The 23,760-nt window shown below is 37.6% G+C and carries 21 protein-coding genes; 11 read left to right on the plus strand and 10 right to left on the minus strand.

The window, feature by feature from the left end; genetic code table 11:
* The first annotated feature begins 2 nt into the window (after positions 1-2).
* The 3 genes from ACG916_RS16295 (at position 3) to ACG916_RS16305 (ending at position 2,788) form a co-directional block, all read left to right on the plus strand.
* Complete coding sequence (locus ACG916_RS16295) at positions 3-500, plus strand: chorismate--pyruvate lyase family protein (protein ID WP_336953864.1); 498 nt, start codon at positions 3-5, stop codon at positions 498-500.
* A 17-nt stretch (positions 501-517) separates the two neighbouring features.
* The gene (gene ubiA, locus ACG916_RS16300; protein ID WP_419328639.1) at positions 518-1,396 is read left to right on the plus strand and encodes a 4-hydroxybenzoate octaprenyltransferase; all 879 of its coding nucleotides are present in this window, start codon (positions 518-520) and stop codon (positions 1,394-1,396) included.
* Between the two features lie 147 nt (positions 1,397-1,543).
* Positions 1,544-2,788 carry an alpha/beta hydrolase family protein gene (locus ACG916_RS16305; RefSeq protein ID WP_419328641.1) on the plus strand — a complete coding sequence of 415 codons (1,245 nt, stop codon included), beginning with the start codon at positions 1,544-1,546 and terminating at the stop codon, positions 2,786-2,788.
* Positions 2,789-2,890: 102 nt separating this feature from the next.
* Here ACG916_RS16305 and ACG916_RS16310 read toward each other — a convergent pair whose 3' ends face one another.
* The 3 genes from ACG916_RS16310 to ACG916_RS16320 form a co-directional block, all read right to left on the minus strand.
* On the minus strand, positions 2,891-4,249 hold the full coding sequence (locus tag ACG916_RS16310; RefSeq protein WP_336953861.1) for a nucleobase:cation symporter-2 family protein: 1,359 nt from the start codon (positions 4,247-4,249) through the stop codon (positions 2,891-2,893).
* A 580-nt stretch (positions 4,250-4,829) separates the two neighbouring features.
* On the minus strand, positions 4,830-6,011 hold the full coding sequence (locus ACG916_RS16315; RefSeq protein WP_419328643.1) for a YbfB/YjiJ family MFS transporter: 1,182 nt from the start codon (positions 6,009-6,011) through the stop codon (positions 4,830-4,832).
* A gap of 256 nt (positions 6,012-6,267) precedes the next feature.
* Complete coding sequence (locus ACG916_RS16320) at positions 6,268-6,843, minus strand: flavin reductase family protein (protein ID WP_419328645.1); 576 nt, start codon at positions 6,841-6,843, stop codon at positions 6,268-6,270.
* Positions 6,844-7,039: 196 nt separating this feature from the next.
* Here ACG916_RS16320 and ACG916_RS16325 point away from each other — a divergent pair, with 196 nt between their 5' ends.
* Entirely contained in the window at positions 7,040-8,431 is a 1,392-nt protein-coding gene (locus ACG916_RS16325) for an L-cystine transporter (RefSeq protein ID WP_419330610.1), read from the plus strand.
* A 203-nt stretch (positions 8,432-8,634) separates the two neighbouring features.
* Here the strand turns inward: ACG916_RS16325 and ACG916_RS16330 are convergent, their stop codons facing one another.
* A complete protein-coding gene (locus ACG916_RS16330; protein WP_419328647.1) occupies positions 8,635-8,964 on the minus strand; it encodes a DUF8200 family protein in 330 nt (109 codons plus the stop codon).
* A gap of 181 nt (positions 8,965-9,145) precedes the next feature.
* Between ACG916_RS16330 and ACG916_RS16335 the strand changes: the two genes are divergently transcribed.
* A complete protein-coding gene (locus ACG916_RS16335) occupies positions 9,146-9,976 on the plus strand; it encodes a PhzF family protein (RefSeq protein WP_419328649.1) in 831 nt (276 codons plus the stop codon).
* Between the two features lie 150 nt (positions 9,977-10,126).
* Entirely contained in the window at positions 10,127-12,901 is a 2,775-nt protein-coding gene (locus ACG916_RS16340) for a M16 family metallopeptidase (protein ID WP_419368199.1), read from the plus strand.
* A gap of 175 nt (positions 12,902-13,076) precedes the next feature.
* Here ACG916_RS16340 and ACG916_RS16345 read toward each other — a convergent pair whose 3' ends face one another.
* The gene (locus tag ACG916_RS16345) at positions 13,077-13,856 is read right to left on the minus strand and encodes a ferredoxin--NADP reductase (RefSeq protein ID WP_004721908.1); all 780 of its coding nucleotides are present in this window, start codon (positions 13,854-13,856) and stop codon (positions 13,077-13,079) included.
* A 99-nt stretch (positions 13,857-13,955) separates the two neighbouring features.
* Between ACG916_RS16345 and tsaA the strand changes: the two genes are divergently transcribed.
* A complete protein-coding gene (gene tsaA / locus ACG916_RS16350) occupies positions 13,956-14,684 on the plus strand; it encodes a tRNA (N6-threonylcarbamoyladenosine(37)-N6)-methyltransferase TrmO (protein WP_419328653.1) in 729 nt (242 codons plus the stop codon).
* Between the two features lie 91 nt (positions 14,685-14,775).
* On the opposite strand, the gene ACG916_RS16355 is transcribed toward tsaA, so the two are convergent.
* Together ACG916_RS16355 and ACG916_RS16360 are read right to left on the minus strand one after the other, a co-directional pair.
* A complete protein-coding gene (locus ACG916_RS16355; RefSeq protein ID WP_336954491.1) occupies positions 14,776-16,245 on the minus strand; it encodes a CYTH and CHAD domain-containing protein in 1,470 nt (489 codons plus the stop codon).
* A 464-nt stretch (positions 16,246-16,709) separates the two neighbouring features.
* On the minus strand, positions 16,710-18,170 hold the full coding sequence (locus ACG916_RS16360; protein WP_419328655.1) for a CYTH domain-containing protein: 1,461 nt from the start codon (positions 18,168-18,170) through the stop codon (positions 16,710-16,712).
* A gap of 310 nt (positions 18,171-18,480) precedes the next feature.
* On the opposite strand from ACG916_RS16360, the gene ACG916_RS16365 reads away from it, so the two are divergent.
* The 4 genes from ACG916_RS16365 (at position 18,481) to ACG916_RS16380 (ending at position 21,536) form a co-directional block, all read left to right on the plus strand.
* Entirely contained in the window at positions 18,481-18,864 is a 384-nt protein-coding gene (locus ACG916_RS16365; RefSeq protein WP_151957026.1) for an Mpo1-like protein, read from the plus strand.
* A 125-nt stretch (positions 18,865-18,989) separates the two neighbouring features.
* The gene (thiE, locus tag ACG916_RS16370) at positions 18,990-19,616 is read left to right on the plus strand and encodes a thiamine phosphate synthase (protein WP_336954493.1); all 627 of its coding nucleotides are present in this window, start codon (positions 18,990-18,992) and stop codon (positions 19,614-19,616) included.
* Between the two features lie 62 nt (positions 19,617-19,678).
* A complete protein-coding gene (hemL, locus tag ACG916_RS16375) occupies positions 19,679-20,974 on the plus strand; it encodes a glutamate-1-semialdehyde 2,1-aminomutase (protein WP_336954494.1) in 1,296 nt (431 codons plus the stop codon).
* A 145-nt stretch (positions 20,975-21,119) separates the two neighbouring features.
* Entirely contained in the window at positions 21,120-21,536 is a 417-nt protein-coding gene (locus ACG916_RS16380) for a GlcG/HbpS family heme-binding protein (protein WP_336954495.1), read from the plus strand.
* Between the two features lie 81 nt (positions 21,537-21,617).
* On the opposite strand, the gene ACG916_RS16385 is transcribed toward ACG916_RS16380, so the two are convergent.
* The 3 genes from ACG916_RS16385 to ACG916_RS16395 form a co-directional block, all read right to left on the minus strand.
* Entirely contained in the window at positions 21,618-22,682 is a 1,065-nt protein-coding gene (locus ACG916_RS16385; RefSeq protein ID WP_419328656.1) for an amidohydrolase family protein, read from the minus strand.
* 216 nt (positions 22,683-22,898) lie between these two features.
* Complete coding sequence (locus ACG916_RS16390; protein ID WP_336954497.1) at positions 22,899-23,303, minus strand: DUF3144 domain-containing protein; 405 nt, start codon at positions 23,301-23,303, stop codon at positions 22,899-22,901.
* 53 nt (positions 23,304-23,356) lie between these two features.
* Entirely contained in the window at positions 23,357-23,728 is a 372-nt protein-coding gene (locus ACG916_RS16395; RefSeq protein WP_336954498.1) for a DUF3144 domain-containing protein, read from the minus strand.
* Positions 23,729-23,760 lie beyond the last annotated feature (32 nt).

The raw sequence follows: 23,760 nt of genomic DNA on the forward strand, positions 1-23,760 counted from the left end.
CATTGAAACAATCATGCACAATACGGGATAAGAAATTTCCTCCTGAATTAAAAGCATGGTTGTATGCACAAGGTTCGCTGACTCAACAATTGACTGAGGCAGCAGGTGGGCGATTTAAAGTTCAACCGATTCATGAGCATTATCAAAGAATGACCTTGTTAGATAGTCAATGGATGCTAATGTCGCATCAACACACCTCCTGGGTGCGTGAAAGTTATTTATTTGGTTGTGATGAACAACCTTGGGTCAAGGCAAAAAGTATATTTCCCATTTTAAGTATCCATGGCAAAGCACGTTTGTTTAAGCACATCCGAACGCAGCCAATCGGAAAATATTTATTTCAACGTACCAATCCGTTATGTGAACGCCGTGTTTTAAAATTAGAAGAAGGTTGGACGCGGCAAAGTTGTTATACTTGGCATGGTTGTAAATTTATTGTTCAAGAAACTTTTTTGCCTGCTTTTGAGCAATTTTTACATCAACAGAATATTTCAAAATAGAGTATTTAAGGACTGTCATGTCGATAGCGCAACAAACCACTTGGCGACAACGGTTAGAAGCTTATTATTATCTATGTCGCTTTGATAAACCCGTTGGAACAGAATTGGTTTTGTGGCCCACCATGTGGGCATTATGGATTGCTGCAGATGGAATTCCAGATATTGTAACGCTGGTTGCAATGGTCTTGGGAACCATCTTTATGCGTGCTGCGGGTTGTGCAATCAATGATTTTGCTGATCGTAAAGTAGATTCCCATGTAGAGCGGACTAAACATCGTCCACTCGCAACTGGAGTCATCTCTGCTAAAGAAGCAATTTGGGTCTTTATTGGCTTGGTTGCAGCGAGTGCCTGTACATTATTCTTCTTACCGATTGCGACTTTTTATTGCGCACTTGCAGGATTAGTGCTTGCATTTATTTATCCATTTATGAAGCGTTATACCCATTTACCGCAAGTGGTGTTAGGAATGGCATTTTCTTGGGGGATTCCGATGTCATTTACTGCAATGGGAAAACCCTTAGATTGGACCTGTTGGTTGCTTTATTTTGGGAATTTAGCATGGACAGTGGCTTACGATACTCAATATGCAATTACAGACCGTGAATATGATTTAAAAATTGGGGTCAAATCAACAGCTATTCTTTTTGGAAAATATGATATTGAAATCATCTCTTTGTTGCAATTGACCAGTGTATTGTTGATTGGTTCGGCATTATATTTAGAAAATATATTGATTCCGTTTGGCTTGATTACATTATTATTGGTTGTTGCTGATTTCATTTATCAATGGTCAAAAACTAAAGATCGTGATCCACAATTATGCTTTTGGGCATTTAGGCACAATCGTTGGGTTGGTTTAATCATCTTTATGGGAATTTTTATTGCATTAATTTGATTTTTTGAATTTAAATTTAAGATTACAATCTATATTTATCTATTATTTTACTATTTAGTTAAAAGCATTCTAGCAAGATGCTTTTTTTTATGCTTAATTAGTGGTGAACAGGGAGCTGTTCAAACAATAAAAACTGAGGACTTTTTAATGAAAGTAGGATTTAAACGGACACTATTAGCTATTACTTGCGGTTCAGCATTATTATTGACTGCATGTAATGATGATGATAATAACTGGAATAATTGGGGTTCAAATAAGGATTATGTATCTGAAAATACATATAATTCTGATGTAATCAATGAGGCTACATCGGTCAAAGTCATGACTTATAATATGCCAAATGTACTTGGTGAAACCAAGAAAGCCACAGCGATGGTTTTCATCCCCAAAACAACACGACCTGCAGATGGTTGGAAAGTTGTGGTTTGGGAGCATGGCACGGTGGGCGTTGGTGATAGTTGTGCCCCAAGTAGAAATAAATTTAACCCACGATTTAAAAATATGGCGCAAAGCCTGTTAAATGAAGGTTATGTGATTATTGCTCCAGATTATGAAGGCTTGGGTACACCAGGTATGCATCCGTATTTAAATCTAAAGAGTGAGGCTAACTCAGCGATTTATGCAGTGAAAGCATATAAAGAGCGCTATGGTAATCAGATCAATGGTCAATGGATGTCTGTCGGGCAATCGCAGGGTGGGCATGGTTCTTTAGGAACTGCTGAGCTTTCCAATAGTGATGCCAATTATAAAGGTGCTGTCGCAGGCGCACCTGCCTCAAGTTTGGGTTATATTATTTCTGTCGTTGCGCCACAAGCAATTCGAGATATTCTTCAAAAGGAACAAGCTGGAACAGCTCCAGTAGGGACTGCTGTTGAAGTTTATGCAGAATTATTGGCATACGCTGCTTATACCACAGTTGGTGTGACCGCTTATGAGCCTAAGTTTAATTATCGAGAAGTTTTTAAAGATCGTTCAAAAAATATTGCAGAATTTGCGGAAGGTTCCACAGGTGAAAATGGCTTATGTCTAGATGAATTGCATAATAAATTTGCCGATGATATCCGTGATTATATTGTTAAGAATGGCGGAAAAACTGTTTTAGACTATCCTGGATTGGTCGATAATTTCCAAGAAAATCCGACAGTAAAAAAATTCTTAGCTGAGAACCAACCTGCAACCAAAAAAATTAATAGTCCTGTGATGATTATCCAGGGGACTGCTGATATGGCAGTGCCTTATCCTGTGACGGAAGGATTGCAACAACGTTTAAAAGATATGGGTACAGATGTAACGTTCTTACCTGTGAAAGATGCCAGCCATACTCAAGCGATTGTTGAAAAAAATCCTGAATTGGTTGCCTTTATTAAAAAGCATATGCCAACCACAAAATAATGGTTTTAAGAGAAGCATCCAGTCATTTGCTTTTCTTGGCGGTTAAATAGAGCATGGTAAGTAAAAAAGCAGAGCTTTTATTAAAGCTCTGCTTTTTTTATCTCAATGTATGGCCGTTTGTACATTTTTTACCGAAGATCGAACAGGTTTTTTACCAAATGAAAGGTGATTAAAGAAAATATTGAGTAATACTGCTGCTATACACGTCGCGCTTATTCCTGAATGAAATAAAGTTTGAAATACTTTGGGAAAGGCATGAAAGAAATCAGGGCTGATTAAAGGAATTAAGCCGACACAGATCGACACAGCAACGATGATGAGATTGGATTGGGTTTGATAATCCACTTTAGACAATGTACGAATACCGCTTGCTGCAACGCTACCAAATAAAACAATACCTGCTCCACCTAAAACAGGCATCGGAATCGCAGCAATTAAGCGTCCAAAAATCGGTAATAAACCCAGCACAACTAAAATAGCGCCACCCGTTGCTACTACAAAACGACTTTTCACACCTGAAATGGCAACCAGTCCCACGTTTTGAACAAAAGCACATTGCATAAATGAACCAAATAATGGCGCAATCGCAGAAGATAGCATGTCGGCTCTTAAACCATCTGCCAAACGATGACTATCCATTTTTGTATCAACAATTTCACCAATCGCTAATAGGCTGGCTGTTGTTTCAGTAAGGATCACAATGGTCACGATACACATGGTTAAGATAGCGGACATTTCAAAGCTGGGTAGACCAAAAGCAAATAGGTGTGGAAAAGCAAATAAATCACCATCGCTCACTTTTGAAAAGTCGGCAACACCAAGCAGGATGGTAAAAATTGCACCAACAATAATTGAAATGAGTACGCCTAGTCGCGCCATTGTAGCTGAACCAAAGCGGCTCACCACAAGTAGTATACCGAGGGTAAAGGCTGCAATCCCAATATTTTCCAGTGAGCCCCATTCGGGAGCTTTAGGATTACCGCCCATAATCCAGCGGATTGCAACAGGTAAAAGTGAAATCCCAATAATAGTAATAATTGAACCCGTCACAATCGGTGGAAAGAAACGCACTATTTTTGAGAAAAAGGGGGTAATCAATATCCCGAAAATAGAACTGACAATCACAGCACCAAAAATCGTTTGGATATTGCCCCCAGTTGTACCAATCGCGATCATGCTTGCGACAGCAGCAAATGAAGTGCCTTGTACAATTGGGAGTTTTGCACCAAACCACTTTATTCCAAGCGTTTGTAGTAATGTTGCCAAACCACCCACAAGAATAGATGCCGTAATTAATAAGGCAATTTCAGCTGCATTTAAACCGATCGCCGTGCCTACAACCAAAGGTGCTGCAATCAGACCACCATACATGGTGAGTACATGTTGTAAACCAAATGTTAGGTTCTTTCCTGCACTTAAAACTTCATCTTCAGGTTGAATTTTTTTAATTTCAGTATTCATCTTAAAACCTTTATGACTTTGCCATCCATGCATTACAAAGAGCAATTTATATGCCAAATGGTCAATAAGTGTAAGAAAAATGCTTTTAGTGAACGCTAAAACTTATTTGCTTGAGGTTGATATTTAAATTATTTCTGTGTGTAAAACAGGTTGCTTCATAGTGGATAAAGCTTAGCGTGTTTAGATTGGTTTTATAGTCAACCTGTCAAACAAATTAGACAAAAGAATAGAGATTTTCTTAATTAATATTTTTAATTAAATCAATTGTATTGGAAAATAAATTGTTTGATTATAACAAGATTGCAATATCACACATTAGTTTCAAAGTTTAAATATTTTTGCCTAGGCGATGCCTCACTCTTGCGTTGCAAACAAAGCAGTGCTTTGTTCTTGCTCAGATGAAAAGATACAAGATGACAAAAATCTCGCGTTGGGCGAGGTTACGTCCTGTGCTCCCACATTTCTATACAGATGTGGCGGCATCCCTGTCTCCCTACGGTAGGATAACTATATAGGATTCAAAAGTATGAAAAATGAATTGATAACCAATAGTTTCTAAAATTTCATAAAAACTTAAGCTTTATTTATGATTAATGACTTGATGGGTTTGAGAATAGATAAAAAATTGTGCTGTACCTACAGCAAGTACACATGAGGCAAGTATAAATTGCTGGTGATATGAAACTCCCCAATGTTGCAAGCTACTAAAACAGATTCCACCAATCAATTGAGTTACTGCAAAAGCTAATGTTGCCATGCTCCATAGTTTTTTATAGGCCACATGATAAAGATGTAAAATGGTATATGAAGTAAGGAAAACCACAGCAGGATTAAGCAAACCAGTAAAAAAGGATGATGTATAGGTAAGGATTGGATGAGTTGAAAAAATAGCAATCAAGATCGCAAAAACATACAGACTATATAATATTTTTAATGCGGTAGAATTGCCGAATTTTTGAGCTAATAAGTAAGCACTGATTGCACCTAAGGCACTGCCTGCACCATACAAAATCCAATTAAAGTTAATCAAATATAGATTAAGATGTAGGGTATTTTTAAGATAATCAATCCAAAACAGTGAGTGAGGAACATAGGCAAAAGCACTAGAAGCATAGACAACTAGCAAACTAAAATACATACCATTAACTGTCCCTGTTTGATTGTTTGTTACGTTGATATGATCCAGATGATCTTTAAACTGATTGAGTAAATAAACAATGACCAAACAAATGACAGCAGAGAATGCAAATAAAATCATCCATGCAGATTGTGTGTTGATTCTGTCAAGATAAGGCAAAAACAGGGTTGCCAATAATACTCCAATGCCAATACCACTAAAGCCAATAAAATTGATGGTTAGCCGTTCTTCAGCTTTGCTGCAATGTGCAACGATACTGGGAGCTAGGATCATCAATAAGCCACCACTGATGCCTGAAATGACTCGCCAAAAGACATACCAGCTTTCGGGAAGACCTGAAAAAGCACAACTGAGTAAACTCACCGTTCCAGAAAATGCCGCTAAAATGATATATCGAGGCATGGTAAAGTTTTGAGGCAATTTCATTGCCCAAAATGCACCAATTAAATACCCCAACAAATTTGCACTGCTTAATATACTGGCAAAGCTGGAGTCCCAATGATATGCAAGACGGGTAGAGGGCAATAATGCAGTATAGGAAAATCGGAGAATGCCAATGCCTAAACACATACACAGGCATAGGAAGATACTCAGCTGAATTTTATTTGATCTGATCTTGGTCATTATGCAGATTATCCATTTTCCGTTAATTCACCTTAAGGTGAATTTAAAAAAATGACAATAAATAATCAGTATTTAGTTTAGGAATAATCAAGGCTTATTCACACAACTTAACCAGAGGGTAAAATCGGAGCTTATTGCAGGATATGTACGATTAAGATCAAGGGCTAAGTCTCTTTAGATCATTGTACAATTATGAATTGAACATGATTTAAAACAGATTGGCCCATCGACAAGCAAAAATTCGTAAGGATTAAGCTTATAGATTGGCATCTACAGGATCTCCGATCGTATAGTAATGTCCACCTGCAACATGATGTAGGCTTTTCCATTCAGCACCAACTTCATGATAATACCAGTGACCATTTCGGAATACGCGATCATCCGCATATGCAGCGACGACTTTGCCTATAAATAAATCATGGCTTTGTTGATTATGCGGTTCAGGAATCAGTTCACAAATTAACCATGCAGCGCAGCCTTCAACCGCAGGGAGATGAAATCCCTCAAACCGGAAAAGTGGCGTATGGCAGTGTGAGAGTTTTTCAGGATCATTAAACTGACTGATTGAACCTAATTGTTGTACCAGTTTAAGTTGTTTAAGTGTCGGTACTTGCAGGATGAAATGCCCTGACTTTTCAACTAATTCACGAGTTTTCGTACTTTTGTCTAAAACCACACTCACTTTGGCAGGCACAAGTTCTAATGCACAAGCCCAAGCTGCTGCCATGACATTATTTTCGTTTTCATACTGGGCTGAGATAAGCACGGTTGGACCGTGATTTAATAGGCGATAAGCCTTAGAAAGTTCAACAGTTTGGATATGTGAATTCATAAGATGGCCTATATTCTGGGTGTTAGTCTTTATTTGTATAAGCTTATACAAAAAATTCATGAGTAAGCTAAAGTAATGTTTTTATTATTAATAGTACATGTTGAGAAAACAACACTTAAATATCAAAAAATGCTAAAGACTATTGGATATTTCACAATAAGCTTATAATAAAACGATCAAAACTATTGGAACTCGAATGAACTATACGCTCATTTTGAATATTGTCATATTCATTGCCTTGATCATACTGCTGATGCAAACCAGAAAGACAGATTGGAGTCTGGCTAAAAAAGTGTTTGCCGGTTTATGTTTAGGTGTGGTATTTGGGCTAGGATTACATTGGGTTTATGGTACAAATTCTGAAATTTTAACTGAGTCTATTCAATGGTTTAATATCGTTGGAAATGGTTATGTAAAGCTTTTGCAAATGGTAGTCATGCCATTAGTGCTGGTCTCCATCCTGAGTGCTGTGATTAAGTTACATAATGCATCCTCATTAGGCAAGATTAGTATTTTTAGCATTGGTACATTACTAATTACCACATTTATTGCCGCTTTGGTTGGCGTGTTTGTGGTCAATTTATTTGGATTAAGTGCGGCTGGTCTTGTACAAGGGACACAGGAAACAGCACGTCTTGAAGCAATTCAATCTGAATATATTGGTAAAGTCACAGACTTAAATGTACCTGATTTTATTTTATCTTTTTTGCCAACAAATCCATTTGCTGAACTCACTGGGGCACATCCAACCTCAATCATTAGTGTGGTGATCTTTGCTACGATGCTCGGTTTGGCAGGGCTTAACCTGATCAGAGATGATGCCGAAAAAGGCCAACGTATCGTCACTGTAATTGATACTTTGCAAGCGTGGGTGATGAAGTTAGTTCGATTGGTGATGACGCTTACACCTTATGGTGTATTTGCCTTGATTACGAAAGTCGTAGCAAGTTCTAAAGCCGCTGATATTGTTAATCTTGGTGGTTTTTTGGTTGCCTCTTATCTGGGGCTAGCCATCATGTTTGCAGTACATGCAATTGTATTGTTGCTGACAGGCGTTAACCCAATCCGCTTCTTTAAAAAGGTTTTACCTGTATTAACCTTTGCTTTTACCAGCCGTTCGAGTGCTGCAAGTATTCCATTAAATATTGAAGCACAAACTCGCCGTTTGGGTGTGCCTGAGTCTATTGCTAGCTTTTCTGCTTCATTTGGTACAACGATTGGACAAAATGGTTGTGCGGGTCTATATCCTGCGATGCTTGCGGTGATGGTTGCCCCAACAGTAGGGATTAATCCACTTGATCCGATCTGGATTTTAACTTTAGCTTGCGTAGTGACTTTAAGTTCAATTGGCGTTGCAGGTGTCGGTGGTGGTGCAACCTTTGCTGCACTGATTGTTTTACCGATTATGGGTTTACCCGTAACTTTGGTGGCTTTGCTGATTTCCATTGAACCTTTGATTGATATGGGGCGTACTGCGTTAAATGTTGATGGTTCGATGACTGCAGGTGTTGTGACCAGTCAATTGATGGGGCAGACAGATCAAAGCATTTTACTTTCAGATGAGAGAGAAGAGTTAAAACATAGTTAACCTATTTTTCTATATTATTTAAACGCCATAAAAAGCACCTAAATTACATTTAGGTGTTTTTTTTCAACTAAAGTTTATCAAACATACTCTTTTTAATTAAAAGCTGATTCATTAAAACAAGTCAGAGTATTCTCGACTATAAATAGCAGTTTATCACGATCATATTTCTGATAAATATGATGGCCTGCTGGTGCTAAAGCGTTCTATTTTGCAGCTTGATTACACTCAGCCAATTTTTTTGAATTTTTTGTCCAAATTTTTCCAGCAGAATTTTTATAGAAGGTGATTTTCCCAATTCGAGATACCAAACTTTGGCATGAGTCGATTGAAAGTTGATTACCCCAAGGTCCAGACATTCGACATACAGTACCATCGCATTTCCAAACCACATTAGGGCCATTCTCTATAGGTACGGTAACTGTCCCTTTATGTGTGGTTCCAGCAATCCAAATGGTATCGGCTGCAAAAGTCAGTGGAGAACATAGGATTAGGCTGCTTATAACGACGCTTTTGAGTTTTATGCTTATTTTCATCGTGCTTATTCCATCATTATTGATCTAGGAAAGATTATAAACTTCAAATGAATCTATAAAACAGGTGTATTTTGAATGGTCAATACGATCAAGCTTCAACTGTAACCATTTTAAAACTTAGACTGTATCTGTAATCATTTTTAGTATTGCTTAGAATAGATTAAAATGAGGAGTTTTGACAATGAAAATGTACCAAGTTGATGCTTTTACACAAGAATTGTTTAAGGGCAACCCTGCTGCTGTATTGGTCTTAGATGACTGGCTGGATGATGCTCTGATGCAAAATATTGCCTTAGAAAATAATTTGGCAGAAACTGCTTTTGTCAAACGCATGGATGATGAAAATTATCAAATTCGCTGGTTTACACCACAGGTTGAAGTCGATTTTTGTGGGCATGCAACCTTAGCTTCAGCATTTGTTTTATTTAAAGACTATACTCAAGCGAAGACGATTCATTTTCATGTTAAAGATTTGGGTATTTTTATCATCCAGCAAGCTGAGGATGGAAAGATCCTGATGAATTTCCCGATTCGTCAGCCACAAAAAGTGATCGATTATCCAGCGTTATTGAATCATGTCATTGATCAGCCTTTTAAAGAAGTCTACCTCAATGCGCAAGCTTATATTTTAGTTTGTGAATCTGCACAAGATGTGATAAATGCAAAGCCAAACTTAACCAATATCCGAAAAATTGCAGAACAGTATCATGTGAGTACCGCATTAACTGCTGAGTCTGCAGGCTATGATGTGACCATTACCGCAGCTTCAAACGATTATGATTATGTTGCTCGCTATTTTGCTCCACATAAAGGAATAGATGAAGATCCTGTAACAGGTTCAATGCATACTGGTCTAGCGCCCTTATGGGCTGAAAAGCTAGGTAAAATACAACTTATTGGTTATCAGGCATCAGCGCGCGGTGGAAAATTGTTTTGTGCTATTCAGGATAGTCAACGTATAGAAATTTCAGGCTATGCACAGTTATTTATGCAAGCTGAGATTTTTATTTAAATTGATTTTAAGATAGACATGTTCAAATCATTACAAAAGCCGTTGAAATAAACGGCTCTTTTTTCAAAACTTTACTATAAATTTTGTTCAGAATTTCTTAAGATGTTTAGCTTATAAATGTTTAAAATTTAAAAAATTCTGGATTCTCCTATGCTCATGCAGTTGAAAAAACTCACCTTGTCGCTTTGTATTCTTGGTTTTAGTGCGTCTAGTTTTGCTCAAGCCATCCTGGTTAAATCTGAACATAATATCGAAGAATATAAGCTAGAGAATGGCTTTAGAGTTTTACTTGCACCGAATGACAAAGAAAGTAAAGTCTTTATGAATACGGTTTATTTGACCGGTTCATTAAATGATCCACAAGGCAAAGGTGGTCTTGCACATTTACTTGAACATTTAGCCTTTAAAGGCACACAAGATGTAAAAGGTGAAGAATTTCAACGCCGTTTAGATCAATATACGTTAATGACCAATGCCAGTACCGATTATTATTCGACTAAATATACCAATATTGTACGCCCAGACCAAAACACCCTAAATGAAGTGATTTATTTAGAGTCACAACGTATGGACAAATTGGTGCTTCAAGAACAATTCGTTCCTTCAGAAATCAATATTGTGATGCGCGAACGCGAAGTGCGTATGGATCAGCCTTTTGCTGTGCTGATGGATCAAATGTGGAAAGCAGCCTATGGCAACAAGTCATTAGGTCGTTTACCAATTGGTGATCTTGCTGAACTACAGTCAATTAAAATGAATGAATTGAACAAATTCTATAAAGACTGGTATGCACCGAATAATGCGGTAATGGTGATTGCTGGTAAATTTGATAAAGCAGAAGTTTTAAAAGCCATTGATAAAAACTTTAGTGCGATACCTGCACGTAAGATTCCTCAACAAGCAACAGTACCTTTACTTGATTCTTCAACCATAAAAAATCGTAATTTTGTGGTGAAAAAGGGCAGTGACCTTGCCAAATTCAATATTTATATGAATGGTAAGAATGAAAAAATTCAGCCAGTATTAGCACTTGCGCCATATTTATATACCTTACAACCGAGTGGTCATCTATATTCCAGCATGGTAGAAACTGGTGTAGCGACCAATGTTCAGTCGACAACATGGTTAGATGATGATTTTAATTTGGTGTTTATGGGGGCGATTTATGCACCAAACCATGATGCTCAAAAAATTGACAGTGCGTTGATTGCCGGTGTAGAAAAAAATAAAAGCTTTGATGATGTCGAATTAAAACGGGTTAAAAATCTAATCCAGAATGCCAACGAGAGTTTATTGACCAGTGCTGCTGCTGTTGGTGGTATGTTAAGTGATTATGTGGTGTCGTCTCATGGTAATTGGGCACAATATTTTAAAGATCAACAAGCCATTCAAAAGTTAAGCGTAGCTGAAACTAATGCAACTTTAAAAGCATTTTTAACTGAACAGCACCGTTTTAATGGTGATATTCAACCGACACCTGAAGACCAGAAAAAGGCCTTAGAGCAAAAGCAAGCTGCTGAAAAACCAAAAACTTTAGATCAACAAGCTGCTGCAGTAGAACCGTTAAAAGATGTCAGTGTTTATCAAGCGGAAGTTGCCCAATATGTTGAAAAATCGAAACAATATTTAACTGCAACAGAGAAAAAGATTCAACGTGGCACTTTAAAAAATGGGATGAAGTATGCTTTATTCCCAACCTCGACACGTGATGATAAAACCTATGCAACCATTGAGGTTAATTTTGGTACAGCTGAATCTTTAATGAATAAGGCACAAATTCTCGATTTTACGGCTTATTTATTATTACGTGCTTCTGAGCAATATAGCTTACAGAATATTGCAGATAAAACTATTGAAGCAAGTGGTGCAGCAACTGCGACGGCATCGGATAACGGGATTACTATTCAAATTTCAGCGAAAAAAGAAAAATTTGAAGAGTTCTTTAAATATATCGTGTCGGTGATGAAGAGCCCTAAATTTGAACAATCGCAATTTGATTTAATTAAATTACAAAGTTTATCTAGTTTGGATCGACCATATACTGAGCCTGAAACAGTATCCTCTTTAACCATTGCGCGCCTACTTGAAACCTATCAGCCGGGTGATTTACGTTATCATTTTGAACCAGAACTGGCTAAACAACAGATTCAAGCAGCAACCAATAAACAAGTTATTGATTTGTATAAAAAATACTTTGCAATGGACCATGCCTTTATTTCTATCACTGGGCAATATGATGCAAAACCGATCAAGAAGTTACTTGAGCAACAATTTGGAAATTGGTCAGCTAAACAACCTTATCAGCGTTTATCAACAGAATTTACCCCTTATAAAGCGCAGAAAGTGCATGCCCTTTCAGAACAACGTGAGTTTGGTAGTTATCAAGCTTTGCAGACCTTACCTGTAGGTGTAGACAATAAAGATGCCGCAGCACTGATTGTCTTTAGTTATATTTTGGGTGACTCGCAATTGTCTTCACGTTTAGGACAAGAGCTTCGTGAAAAAAATGCGTTGGTTTATGGTTTTGGTAGTCAATTAAACTTGGACTCTTTTAATGAAGCAGGTGCATTGTCGATCGAAGCCAATTACACAGCAGGAAAATCTGCTGAAGTATCGCAAGTGGTGCGTAAAGTGCTGAATGACTTATTAGCGACTGGAGTAACCAGTCAGGAGTTGGAAGCGGCTAAAGCCAATATCATGAAGCAACGTGTAACGTCTTTAGAAGATGAACGTGTGATTCATCGTATGTTAAACAGCCAGCTTGAACGCAATAAGAAAATGGATAGTCGTGCTTTAAGAGATCAAGAGTTTGCTCAACTGACCAAAGCGGATGTAGATGCTGTGATTAAGAAGTATATTAAACCTGATCAATTGGTTGAAGTGATGGCTGACCAATATGGTCAAGCTCAGAAAAATCTAAATTGATGATTTAATTACTCATTGACTTAAGGAAAGCCATACATTTGTATGGCTTTCTTTTTTATAAAGATACAAGATTTATAAAACAGAGCCGTCAAACTGTACTAATTTATATTCATTAAACTCAAAAAACCGAGGTATTGGACCTCGGTTTTCAGTTTAACGATGCTTGAAAAATAAATTATTTTTCAACAAATGCGCGTTCAATCACATAGTCGCCTAAAACACCCATTTTAGGTGATTCTTTGAGTCCGTGTTGGTCAAGGAGCTCGACAACATCGTCAAGGAATGCTGGGCTACCACACAGCATTGCACGGTCAGTTTCTGGATTAAAACGCGGTAAGCCAATTTTTTCAAATAATGCACCAGATTCAATCGCAGTGGTTACACGACCTTGCGTATGAAAATCTTCACGGGTCACAGTTGGGTAGTAAACCAATTTGTCTTTAATACCTAGCTCTTCAAAAAACTCATTGTTTGGAAGTTCGTTGAGGATCAGGTCTTGGTAAGCCAATTCAGAAATAAAGCGTGTACCATGTACCACGATGACTTTCTCAAAACGTTCATAGGTTTCAGGATCGCGAATCGTTGATAAGAACGGTGCTAACCCCGTACCCGATGAAAGAAGGTATAAGTTTTTACCTGGATTCAAATCATCAAGTACCAAAGTACCTGTAGGTTTTTTTGAAATTAGAATTTCATCGCCAACTTTTACTTTTTGCAAAATAGAAGTTAAAGGACCATCAGGCACTTTAATTGAGAAAAACTCTAATTCTTCTTCGTAGTTAGCGCTTGCAATAGAATATGCTCGCATTAAAGGCTTACCATTGACTTCAAGACCAATCATCACAAATTGACCATTTTTAAAACGTAATGCAGTATCACGTGTGGTCTTAAAACTGAATAGAGTGTCATTCCAGTGGTGTACGTGAGTAATCTTTTCGACGTTGAAAGCAGCCATTAAAGGTCTCAATAAATTATCAAATTAGAACAGCCTGCTATTCTAATCTAAAATCATTCTCGATAAACTGAATATATTTAATTGAACTTATCAGAAAAAATGATTATGACTGAGTTAAGTCTCCCGATTATTGGGATTATGCGTTCTCCTTATGTTGAAAAATTTGGTATTCCTCGACAACCAAATCTGGTTCAGGTGGAGTCTTTTATCGAAATGCATGCACCCTACAACGTCTTGGAAGCATTTGAGGGAATCGAAGAGTTTAGTCATTTATGGTTGATCTGGCAGTTTCATGACAATAAAAATCAACAAGATAAAGATAAATTCCGTCCTCAAGTGAGGCCACCACGGTTAGGTGGAAATAAAAAAATCGGTGTATTTGCAACACGCAGTATGTATCGTCCTGCACCGATTGGTTTATCTGTAGTACAACTTAAAGCCGTTAAAAAAGAGGGTAATGCAGTTCGTGTATATGTGACAGGCAGTGACCTTTTAGATGGTACGCCGATTGTCGATATTAAACCTTATATTCATTATTCTGATGCTGTGGATGCGGCGCAAAGTGGTTATGCCCAGCATGAGCCTGTTCGTAAACAGGTTATTTGGTCTGAGCATGCACAGCAATTAAAAAGTAAATTTCTTCAAACAGCTGACATGGACCAAAAATATATCGCTGAACTTGAGTCGGTACTGGCTTTAGATCCTCGACCAGCTTATCAGTATGATGATGCACGTATTTATGGAATGCGTTTTGGGAAATTTAATATTAAATTTAGTTGTGTAGAAGAGAGGATCCTGATACAGGGCATTGAGTCGTTCAGTTATTGAAAACGTGATTCCATATCCAGCTTAAAACTTATGCGCTTTTGTCCGCAGTGATCGGAGCATCTCGGTTTAAAGAGCAGGAGAGTATCTACAATTACTCTAAAGTGGCTGTCTTGGCAAACTGCAGCAAATCTTGTTGTGATTTCAGCAAAAGCCGTTGCCGTTCTGCGGCAACCCAGCCCAAAGCAAACCAGACTTGGGGTTCTGTTTTGACCAATTTTTTTAACACATCTTCAGCAACAATCAGGTCATTGTAGAGACCTAAACTTTCTTGAGCAGGTTTAATGGCTTTTAAATATTTTTTGACTTGGCTTTTATCCGATAATGATGCTACAAACTCAATACTATAACGCAAACGCTTTAAGTTTTTACGAGTACGGTGCCGTGCTTCGATGTCTAAATTTAAATAGTTTTTCGCATCAGTTTGAATTTTGCGATGTAATTGCCTAACTTTTTTAAATGCTGCTTTATGTACAGCTATTTGAGATTTTTCATTTGATTCTTGGGCAATAAATTGAATCAGGGATAGGACTAAATAATTAAAATTAAAAGATCTAAACAGTTTGGTTAATTTTTGCGAATCAACATCTTGAGGTTCTGGAAGTTTAAACTTAGGTGCACCAGCCGCTTCAAGCTGAGGTAATAACTCTTCTCGAATCATATCTAAATCACGAGCCGAACCAAGTTGTCTAAATAGTTCGGTTAACTGAGTTTGCCAAGTGGGATCGATATGCAAAGACCAATTCGAAAAGGTTTTTAAAGCGCTTCTTAAGCGACGTATTGCCACACGTGCCTGATGAATATGTTTGGAATTAAAGTTTCCAGATGCAATTGCTGTACTGTTGGGGAGTAGATGAGATAGACAATTATTCACGATCTTTTTTAATGCATTCTCAGGATGATCCTTTGAATCAAGAATAAGTGGCGTTTGCAACTGTACGGGATTGTCTGGAGTATTTTGTGCAAGCTGAAAACCTTGTTGCGCTTTGCTACGGGTATCAAGCCATAAGTTATAGCGTTTCATCCGAGGTAAGATAAAAGAAATTAGATCTTGAACAGTACCTTGTTTCAGTTCAAATTCTAATTCACGTAATGCGAGATGCTGTTGATGGGCGATGATATGACCATGATCATAACTGACTTCAATTTCACTATTTTGAAATTTAAATAAACTGAGTTTTCTTTCGATGTCTGTTTGAAACTGAACTTCTAATCCGTCTTTATGTTGCTCTAATAAGCGTTTAATATTTTTAGCAATATGCTTATTACTGAGATAATTTTTTAGATCTAATCCTATTTCTGAGCTTCCGATGTTTTCCTCAAATTCTGCACGTTTGAGTCTTTGTTCTGTTGGAAGTTTGAGGGTTTGTACCCATTGCTTATTTTCTTGATCATCTTCAAGGCGTTGACGAAGCGAAATGGAATGCTCAGACAAAATAAATTGTGCCGTATCATAGTATTTGGCTTGTAAGTGCTGAATATTGGTATCTTTTCTTTGAAACGCTTTAATGAGCATTTCTTGCTTTTCTTCAGGTATTTGGAATTTCAATTCAATTTCAAACATGCTTATCGTTCCATTCTATTAGGGTCTGTTGACAATTCGTCTACGTTTGCGAATAAGAGTGTTTTTTAGATGATACAAGGCACGAAATATGAAATTTAGTCATTCTAAATAAATAGTTCGTAACGATGTAGCAGCAAAAAACACGCTAGTCCTGAAGGGTTGTGGCTAAAATTATCTCAGTCTGCGTTATGAAACTCGAAAATAGTCTCGCTATTCTCTTCGTTTCATGCCTTGCCTGCTCAATTTTAGCCGACAACGCAAGCCATTTATGAAATGTCAACAGACCCTACTTATTCTTTCGATTTTAATCCGATAAATTGTTTTTTTTGAGTTTTTAATGAATGATTACAAATTCGCAACGTGAATACTCACGCGACTACTATTCTTCAATTTTATGCAGTATTTAAAGAGATGATTTTATTCAATAACTTTAATCAATAAAACCATCTCTTCTTGCCGCTGATTTATTTTAAAAACTTACGGCTAACCAAGAACTGTTCTGTCGCTTCAAGCAGTTTTTCCGCATAAGCTTCTTGTTTTGCGGTAAGCCAGCCTAAGGCAAACCAATCACTGGCTTCTAGGTCGGTTTGTTGTAGGTAAGATGATGATGAAGCAAGCACTTGATATTGCTCACAAGCTTGTTGAGCATCATTTAAAGATTTCGCATATTTCTGTAAGTTCTTAACATCATAGATATTGGTTAGGATCGGAAAGCTAAATTTTAATTCATTTAAATGCTGAGCCAGCGCTTCTAAACTTTCAAGGTCAGATAGATCGGCTTCATTTAAACTTTCTTGTAACTGTCGATACTGATTTTGCAATGTATTTTGCGCAAACCATTTTAAGTCATGGGTTGGCGCTTTCGCAGACTGTCCTAAACTGAACATGAGTAATTCTAAATAGTGCTGCACATTTTGAGTTGATTTGACCAAATTGATAAGTTTTTCATTAGCATACAAAATATCCCGATCTAAACTTTGCGCCGTTTTCGGATTTTGCAGTAAAGCACCTAATGTGCGTTGCATATGTTCAAAATGCTGTAAGTTTTTAAAATGACTCTCAAACGCTGAAAGTTGATGTGACCATTTATCCGTTTTGGTATCTGTCCAATCTTTAAACAGAGAAAGACTTAAATGTAAATGGTGTAGGGCCGTCTGTGCTTGAATAATATGTTCAGGCTGGGCAACCTGTGCAGAAATCGCGGCAATATTTGGCAATAAATGTTGTAATTGACTGGCAATAAGCACACGTAAATTTTTATCTGCAGTGTCTTTTTTATTTAAAATGGTTTCTTTGCTGAGCTGTGCTGGACTGACTTTTTGATTCACAGTCAATAAGTGTCCAAACTCAGCTTTGCTACGTACATCAAGCCACAAATGATACTTTTTAACCCACTCAAAACTAAAAGCTAAAAGCGATTGAATTGAGCCACTTTTTAACTCAAATTCAACCTCATGAATTTCTTGTTTTGAGGTTTCGGTTCTGACTTCACCAATATCGAGGCTGATTTCAATTTCAGCATCTTCAAACTGAATCACACGGATGGTACGTTGGATGTCGGTTTCAAATTGTAATTGGAGTTCATCAAATTTATCCCCCAATGCATTTTTTAAAACAGCAAGTGTTTCGGGTTTATTCTGGTAAATATCAATATCTAAATGTGGGGCTTCAGCAAGCTCACCTAAATCAATATTGTCTTCAAAGCGTTGTAAATGGCTTTTGGTGGCGGCTTTTAATGTTTGTACCCAACGTGTTCCTTCTAAGCGTTGACGTAGTGCAGCGCCGTGTTGGGACATCTGACGATCAGGTGTGTCGTAGTATTTTGCTTGTAATTGAATAATTTGGGATTTTTTAGGATCTAATGCTTTGAGGAGTGCATTGCGGCGGGCTTCCGGAATTTGAAACTTTAATTCAACTTCAAGCATGTGAGGGTCCTAAGTGTTAATCATGGTTATTAGATAATTAAACATTATTGAATGTTTAATCGGGCATTGTAACTTAAAATGTGTCATCAGAAGACTTGTATAGCATGACATTTGAGTATTTTTTACCGCAATATCGTTACTCATTAAATATTTAGAATGACAAAATTTCCTATTTCGTGACTTGTATGGTCTGGGCAATACTTGAAGTCGTAAATATAGATGAATTGTCAACAGACTTGATATTGAATTTGGCTGTTATTGCAGCATAAAATAAACTAAGCTGATTAAAAATAAAACAGGATGATTGATCATGAACGCGTATGTTGAGCCTAAATCGGAATTAGAGCAAAACCCGAAGTTTGAATTACCAATTAAAAACTATTCAGAATTTTATCGTTTTTATTTAACTGAACACCGTAGCATGATGAGTCGCCGTTTGCATGCAGCTGGAAGTAGTGTCGGTATTTATTTTTTTAGCAAGGCAATTCGTCAACGTAAAGCAAAATACGTGGTCTATGGACTGCTTTCAGGCTATGCATGTGCTTGGGTGGGGCATTTTGTATTTGAGAAAAATAAGCCAGCAAGTTTTAAGCAACCATTTTATAGTTTTATTTCAGACTGGCGTATGCTTTCCGATATTGTACGTGGCAATTTAAGTTTAAAAGACCGTAGTCTAGATAAAATTGAGAGCTAATCTTGTCAGTATAGTAATAAATTAAACAAAAAAGCTTAGAGATTTCTAAGCTTTTTTGTTTTTGTCACGTCTTCGCTGAGAAAACTTGCTTATAATCCATTTATTTGATTGTTTGAGAATATTGAATGCGCGGTCTTTACCTGATTACCAACGACGATCCAATCCAATTATTATTAGAAAAACTCGAAGCTGCTTTAAGCACTAAGCAAGTCGCTATTCTTCAGTATCGCCGTAAAAAAGTAGCTCAATCTGACCAAGCAAATGAAGTGAAGCAGATCAAGCAACTGTGTGAAAACTATCAGACACCATTTTTGATTAATGATGATTTAGATTTAGCTGAACAATTTAGTTTAGGTGTTCATCTTGGGCAGTCTGATGGTGAAATTTCAGATGCAGTGCAACGTTTACCACACGGTGTCATCATTGGGCGGACTTGCTTAAACTCAATTGAGTTGGCTGAAAAAGCAATCGCTGAAGGGGCAAGCTATGTGGCCTTTGGCGCAATTTATGCAACATCGACCAAACCTGAAGCAGGTAATATTGGCCTAGCGACATTACAGCAGGCATCTGAAAAGTTTGATTTACCTATTTGTGCTATTGGCGGTTTAACAGTTGAAAATTCTCAAGCTGTGATTGAGGCTGGTGCTGACCTTTGCGCTGTGATTAGTGATATATTAGCTTTATCAGTTGAAAATATTCCTGCCCGTGTCGCAGCTTGGGCACAGTTATTTGCAGAAACTGCAAAATCTTAATTTGTATCGTGATTTTTTATATCATTTTGAAATTTTAGTATTCTACAGGATTGAGTCGATTTATGAGCCTATCTCCAAAACAAGAGCAATTGTTTAAACAAGCCAGTAAACATATTCCAGGTGGAGTGAATTCTCCAGTACGAGCGTTTAATGGGGTGGGTGGTACGCCAGTATTTATCGAAAAAGCCAAAGGTGCTTATTTATACGATGTCGACGGCAAGCGCTATGTGGACTATGTGGGTTCTTGGGGGCCGATGATTTTAGGTCATGCACATCCTGATATTATCCAAGCAGTTCAAGAAGCAGCGGTTGATGGTTTAAGCTTTGGTGCACCGACGGTACATGAAACCACACTGGCTGATTTGATCTGTGAAATCATGCCATCAATTGAATTGGTCCGTATGACCAACTCAGGTACTGAAGCAACCATGACGGCTATTCGTTTGGCACGTGGTTATACAGGTCGTGACATGATTGTGAAATTTGAAGGTTGCTATCATGGACATTCAGATTCTTTATTGGTTAAAGCGGGTTCAGGCATGTTGACCATGGGTGAGCCAACATCAAAGGGTGTACCTGCTGATTTTGCCAAGCATACGGTGACCTTGCCATATAATGATATTGAAGCTGTTAAAGCTTGTTTTGCGAAATATGGTCAAGAGATTGCAGGGGTAATTGTTGAACCTGTTGCTGGAAATATGAATCTGGTTAAACCAATCACAGGTTTCTTAGAAACGATTCGTGAGCAATGTGATCAATACAAATCAGTATTTATTATTGATGAAGTGATGACAGGTTTCCGTGTAGCACTCGGTGGTGCGCAAGCATATTATAATGTAAAACCTGATTTAACGACTTTGGGTAAAATCATTGGTGCTGGATTACCAGTTGGTGCATTTGGTGGAAAACGTGAAATCATGGAATGTATCGCGCCTTTAGGCGGGGTTTACCAAGCAGGAACCTTGTCGGGTAATCCTTTGGCTATGCGAGCAGGGATCAAAATGTTTGAAACCCTTCGCCAACCTAACTTCTACAGCGATTTGTCTGCAAAATTAGATCAATTATTACAAGGTCTACAAGCGGCTGCTGATGAAGCTGGAATCCCATTCTTTACTCAACAAGCGGGTGGTTTGTTTGGTCTTTACTTTACTGATCAAACCGAAATTAGCAGTTTTGACCATATTTTAAAATGCGATATTGAAGCATTCCGTAAATTCTTCCATGGGATGTTAAATCGTGGTGTAAACCTTGCTCCATCTGCATTTGAGGCAGGCTTTATTTCAGCTGCACACAGTGATGAAGATATTCAGTTTACCATTGATATGGCTAAACAAGTCTTTGCTGAAATGCAAGCTTAAGGGGATTTAAGACCACTTCGATTGCTTGAATAAATGAGCAGAATGGACAGTCTTTTTGAATCAAGTTTGATTTAGAATAAAAGCCTGTAGTCCTTAGACTACAGGCTTTTTTGTGATTTTAGACATTATAATTCAGGAAGAAAATATGCAAACCAAACACTATTTAACCTTATCTGATGCAGAGTTTTTATTGAATAAAGCACATCAATATGCAATTGATCATGCTTTTAATGTCAGTATTGCCATCGTTGATGAAACAGGCAATTTATTGGCAATGAAGCGTATGGACGGTACTTCTGCATTGACGTCGAATTTCTGTTTGGACAAAGCCAGATGCTCTGCATTAAGTCGTAGACCGTCAGGATCATATGAGACCCTTATCAAAAATGGTCAAATGGGATTTTTAACCATGCAGAGCGGCTCAGGGATGTTGGAAGGTGGTGAGCCTATTTTGTATCAAGGTCAGTTGGTTGGTGCAGTGGGTATTTCAGGAGTGAAATCATTTGAAGATGCTGAAATTGCACGACATGCAATTCAAGCCTTTCTTGCTCAATTTAATTAAACTTCTATACTTAAAAATTATGTGTATCAGTAAATAAGTTTGAAGAGGTGTTTAAGTAAACACCTCTTTTATCTTGTAAAATTACAAACGATAGAATTGTTTGGCATTATGGTGGAAGATATTTTCCAGTGCATTTTCATCATATTGCATCACGATATCACTAAACGCATCAATGATATTCACCAGACTGGTATTGACCCGATCCATTGGGAAATTGGAAGCGAACATCACCCGATAGGTGCCAAAACTTTCCAAAGCATGCAGAATTAGTGGTGCAACAAGATCAATGATTTGTTGCTTAGAGGCCAGTTGTTTTTTCTTATAAAATTGATGACCAAGCACTGGCATAAATAGACCAGACATTTTGGTATATACATTTGGATAAGCAGATAATTCAGCAATAGCATCTTGCCATTGATAAAAAATATTTTCACGTGCTGTTTTTGATAAGCCTGTATTTTGTCCAATTTTACCAAACAGGCCTGCTGGTGTACCAAGGTGGTCTAAAACAATTGAGGTTTCGGGGAACTTTTTTGCCAGCTCAATTACATCGGGAATTTGATGAGAATACACCCAAGCATCAAAACTCAGGTTATGTTGCGCGAGTTGTTCAAAGCCTTTTAAGAACTTTTTCTCAGTATATAGGTGTGGGAGATCCGTCCAATTATGCACGCCTTTATCTTCATGAAAGGAAGCCATGCGGCGTATACCGCGCAAATGTTTAGATGCTTTTTGGTGTAACTTTAAAATCTTTTTGAAATTAGGATCGCACGGGTCCGCGGTAGCCACGATGCCACCAAGTTTTACGGTATTTTCATTAAAGGGTAAGGATTCAATAAATTCTGTTTCACCTACGACACCTTTGCCTTTCTGTTTGGCCCAACTGGCTTCAATATGCACCACTTGTTCGACCGTATATGAGCCAAGATCATGTTTATAGTCTTGTGGTAAATAGGGTCGGGTAATGTGTTCCGTTAGTCCAACCGTTTCAATCAAATCTTTAGCTTTGACTAAACGAACCATTTTATCAAGTAGGAATGGATGCTTGCCCAAAAGCTTTACCGCAAATGCTGCTGCATGAGGGGTGTTGTAGGGATCCCATTGGTGAATATGTGGGTCAATGATTGGAAAATTCAAATCTTGCATACAACGTCCAAATTGTTATTTATTATCAAAATACAATACATGAATTTTATAAAAGATGAATATTGTCGCTTGGTAAAATTTATGAAGTAAAGCCATTGGAAGGAGTCAGTTGATTTATTGTTTTGGGATGACTGCCAAAACTGTTATAAAAAAATAGCCTCATTAATGAGGCTATTTTATCAATGCTTAGATCAATCTAAGATGATTTAACTTACATCAGTGTTGATGATCATGGTCATCATGATCATGTTTGTGGGTATGAAAATCTTCGTTTTTACGGAAGCGGAGATAATTTTCAAACTGTTCACAATACTCATCATAATTGTCTTCAAGCATCATTTGGAATTGTTGCAATATATAAGACATGACTTGTTCTTTGGCATCACGCATTTCATCACCATCTTTAAAGGTGTTTGCAGCAACCCAAGTATTAAAACGTGCAGTAGCGAAGAGCATTGCTGAGCTGACTTGTCCACGAAGTTCTTCTGGCTTAGGTTGCTGTCCTTTCGCTGGGCGGCAAAACTCATTGGCTTGTTTGATGAACTCATCCGCACGCTCAAAAAAAACAGCATTTAAGGCTTCTTCTTCGGTGACATCAGTAGCATCGATTTTTTGAGACATGACTTTTCCACATAGCGTATTTCATTGGTGCGCTATTATAGGCAATCCACAGGTTAAACGAAACGCTTTACTTCCTCTGTATCTGAATTTGAAAAATAGCTGTCAAAATTTTCTTGATATTCATCAAGATGATCTTCAAGCATGAGTTTAAATTGTTCCACGTAATAGTCTAAAATGACTTGGCGATCTGTTTTAAAATCTGGCGCTTGCTGGTAGGCGCATGCTGCATGCCAAATGCTATAACGGGCATTGGCATACATAAATGACGCACTGATCTTTCCCGGGTGTGCTGTCAAGTGAGACACTTGATGATTTTGATCTGCAAATTGATTGGCAAGTGCGATAAATTCATCCGCGCGCTCATAAAAGTATTCGTCAGCTTCAACTTCTTCAGATTCTTCAAAAAAATCATTATTTTCGGACATTATCATTCCTTTTCATAGACTTGTTTCATTGA

The organism is Acinetobacter legionensis (assembly GCF_048552295.1).
GTDB lineage: Bacteria > Pseudomonadota > Gammaproteobacteria > Pseudomonadales > Moraxellaceae > Acinetobacter.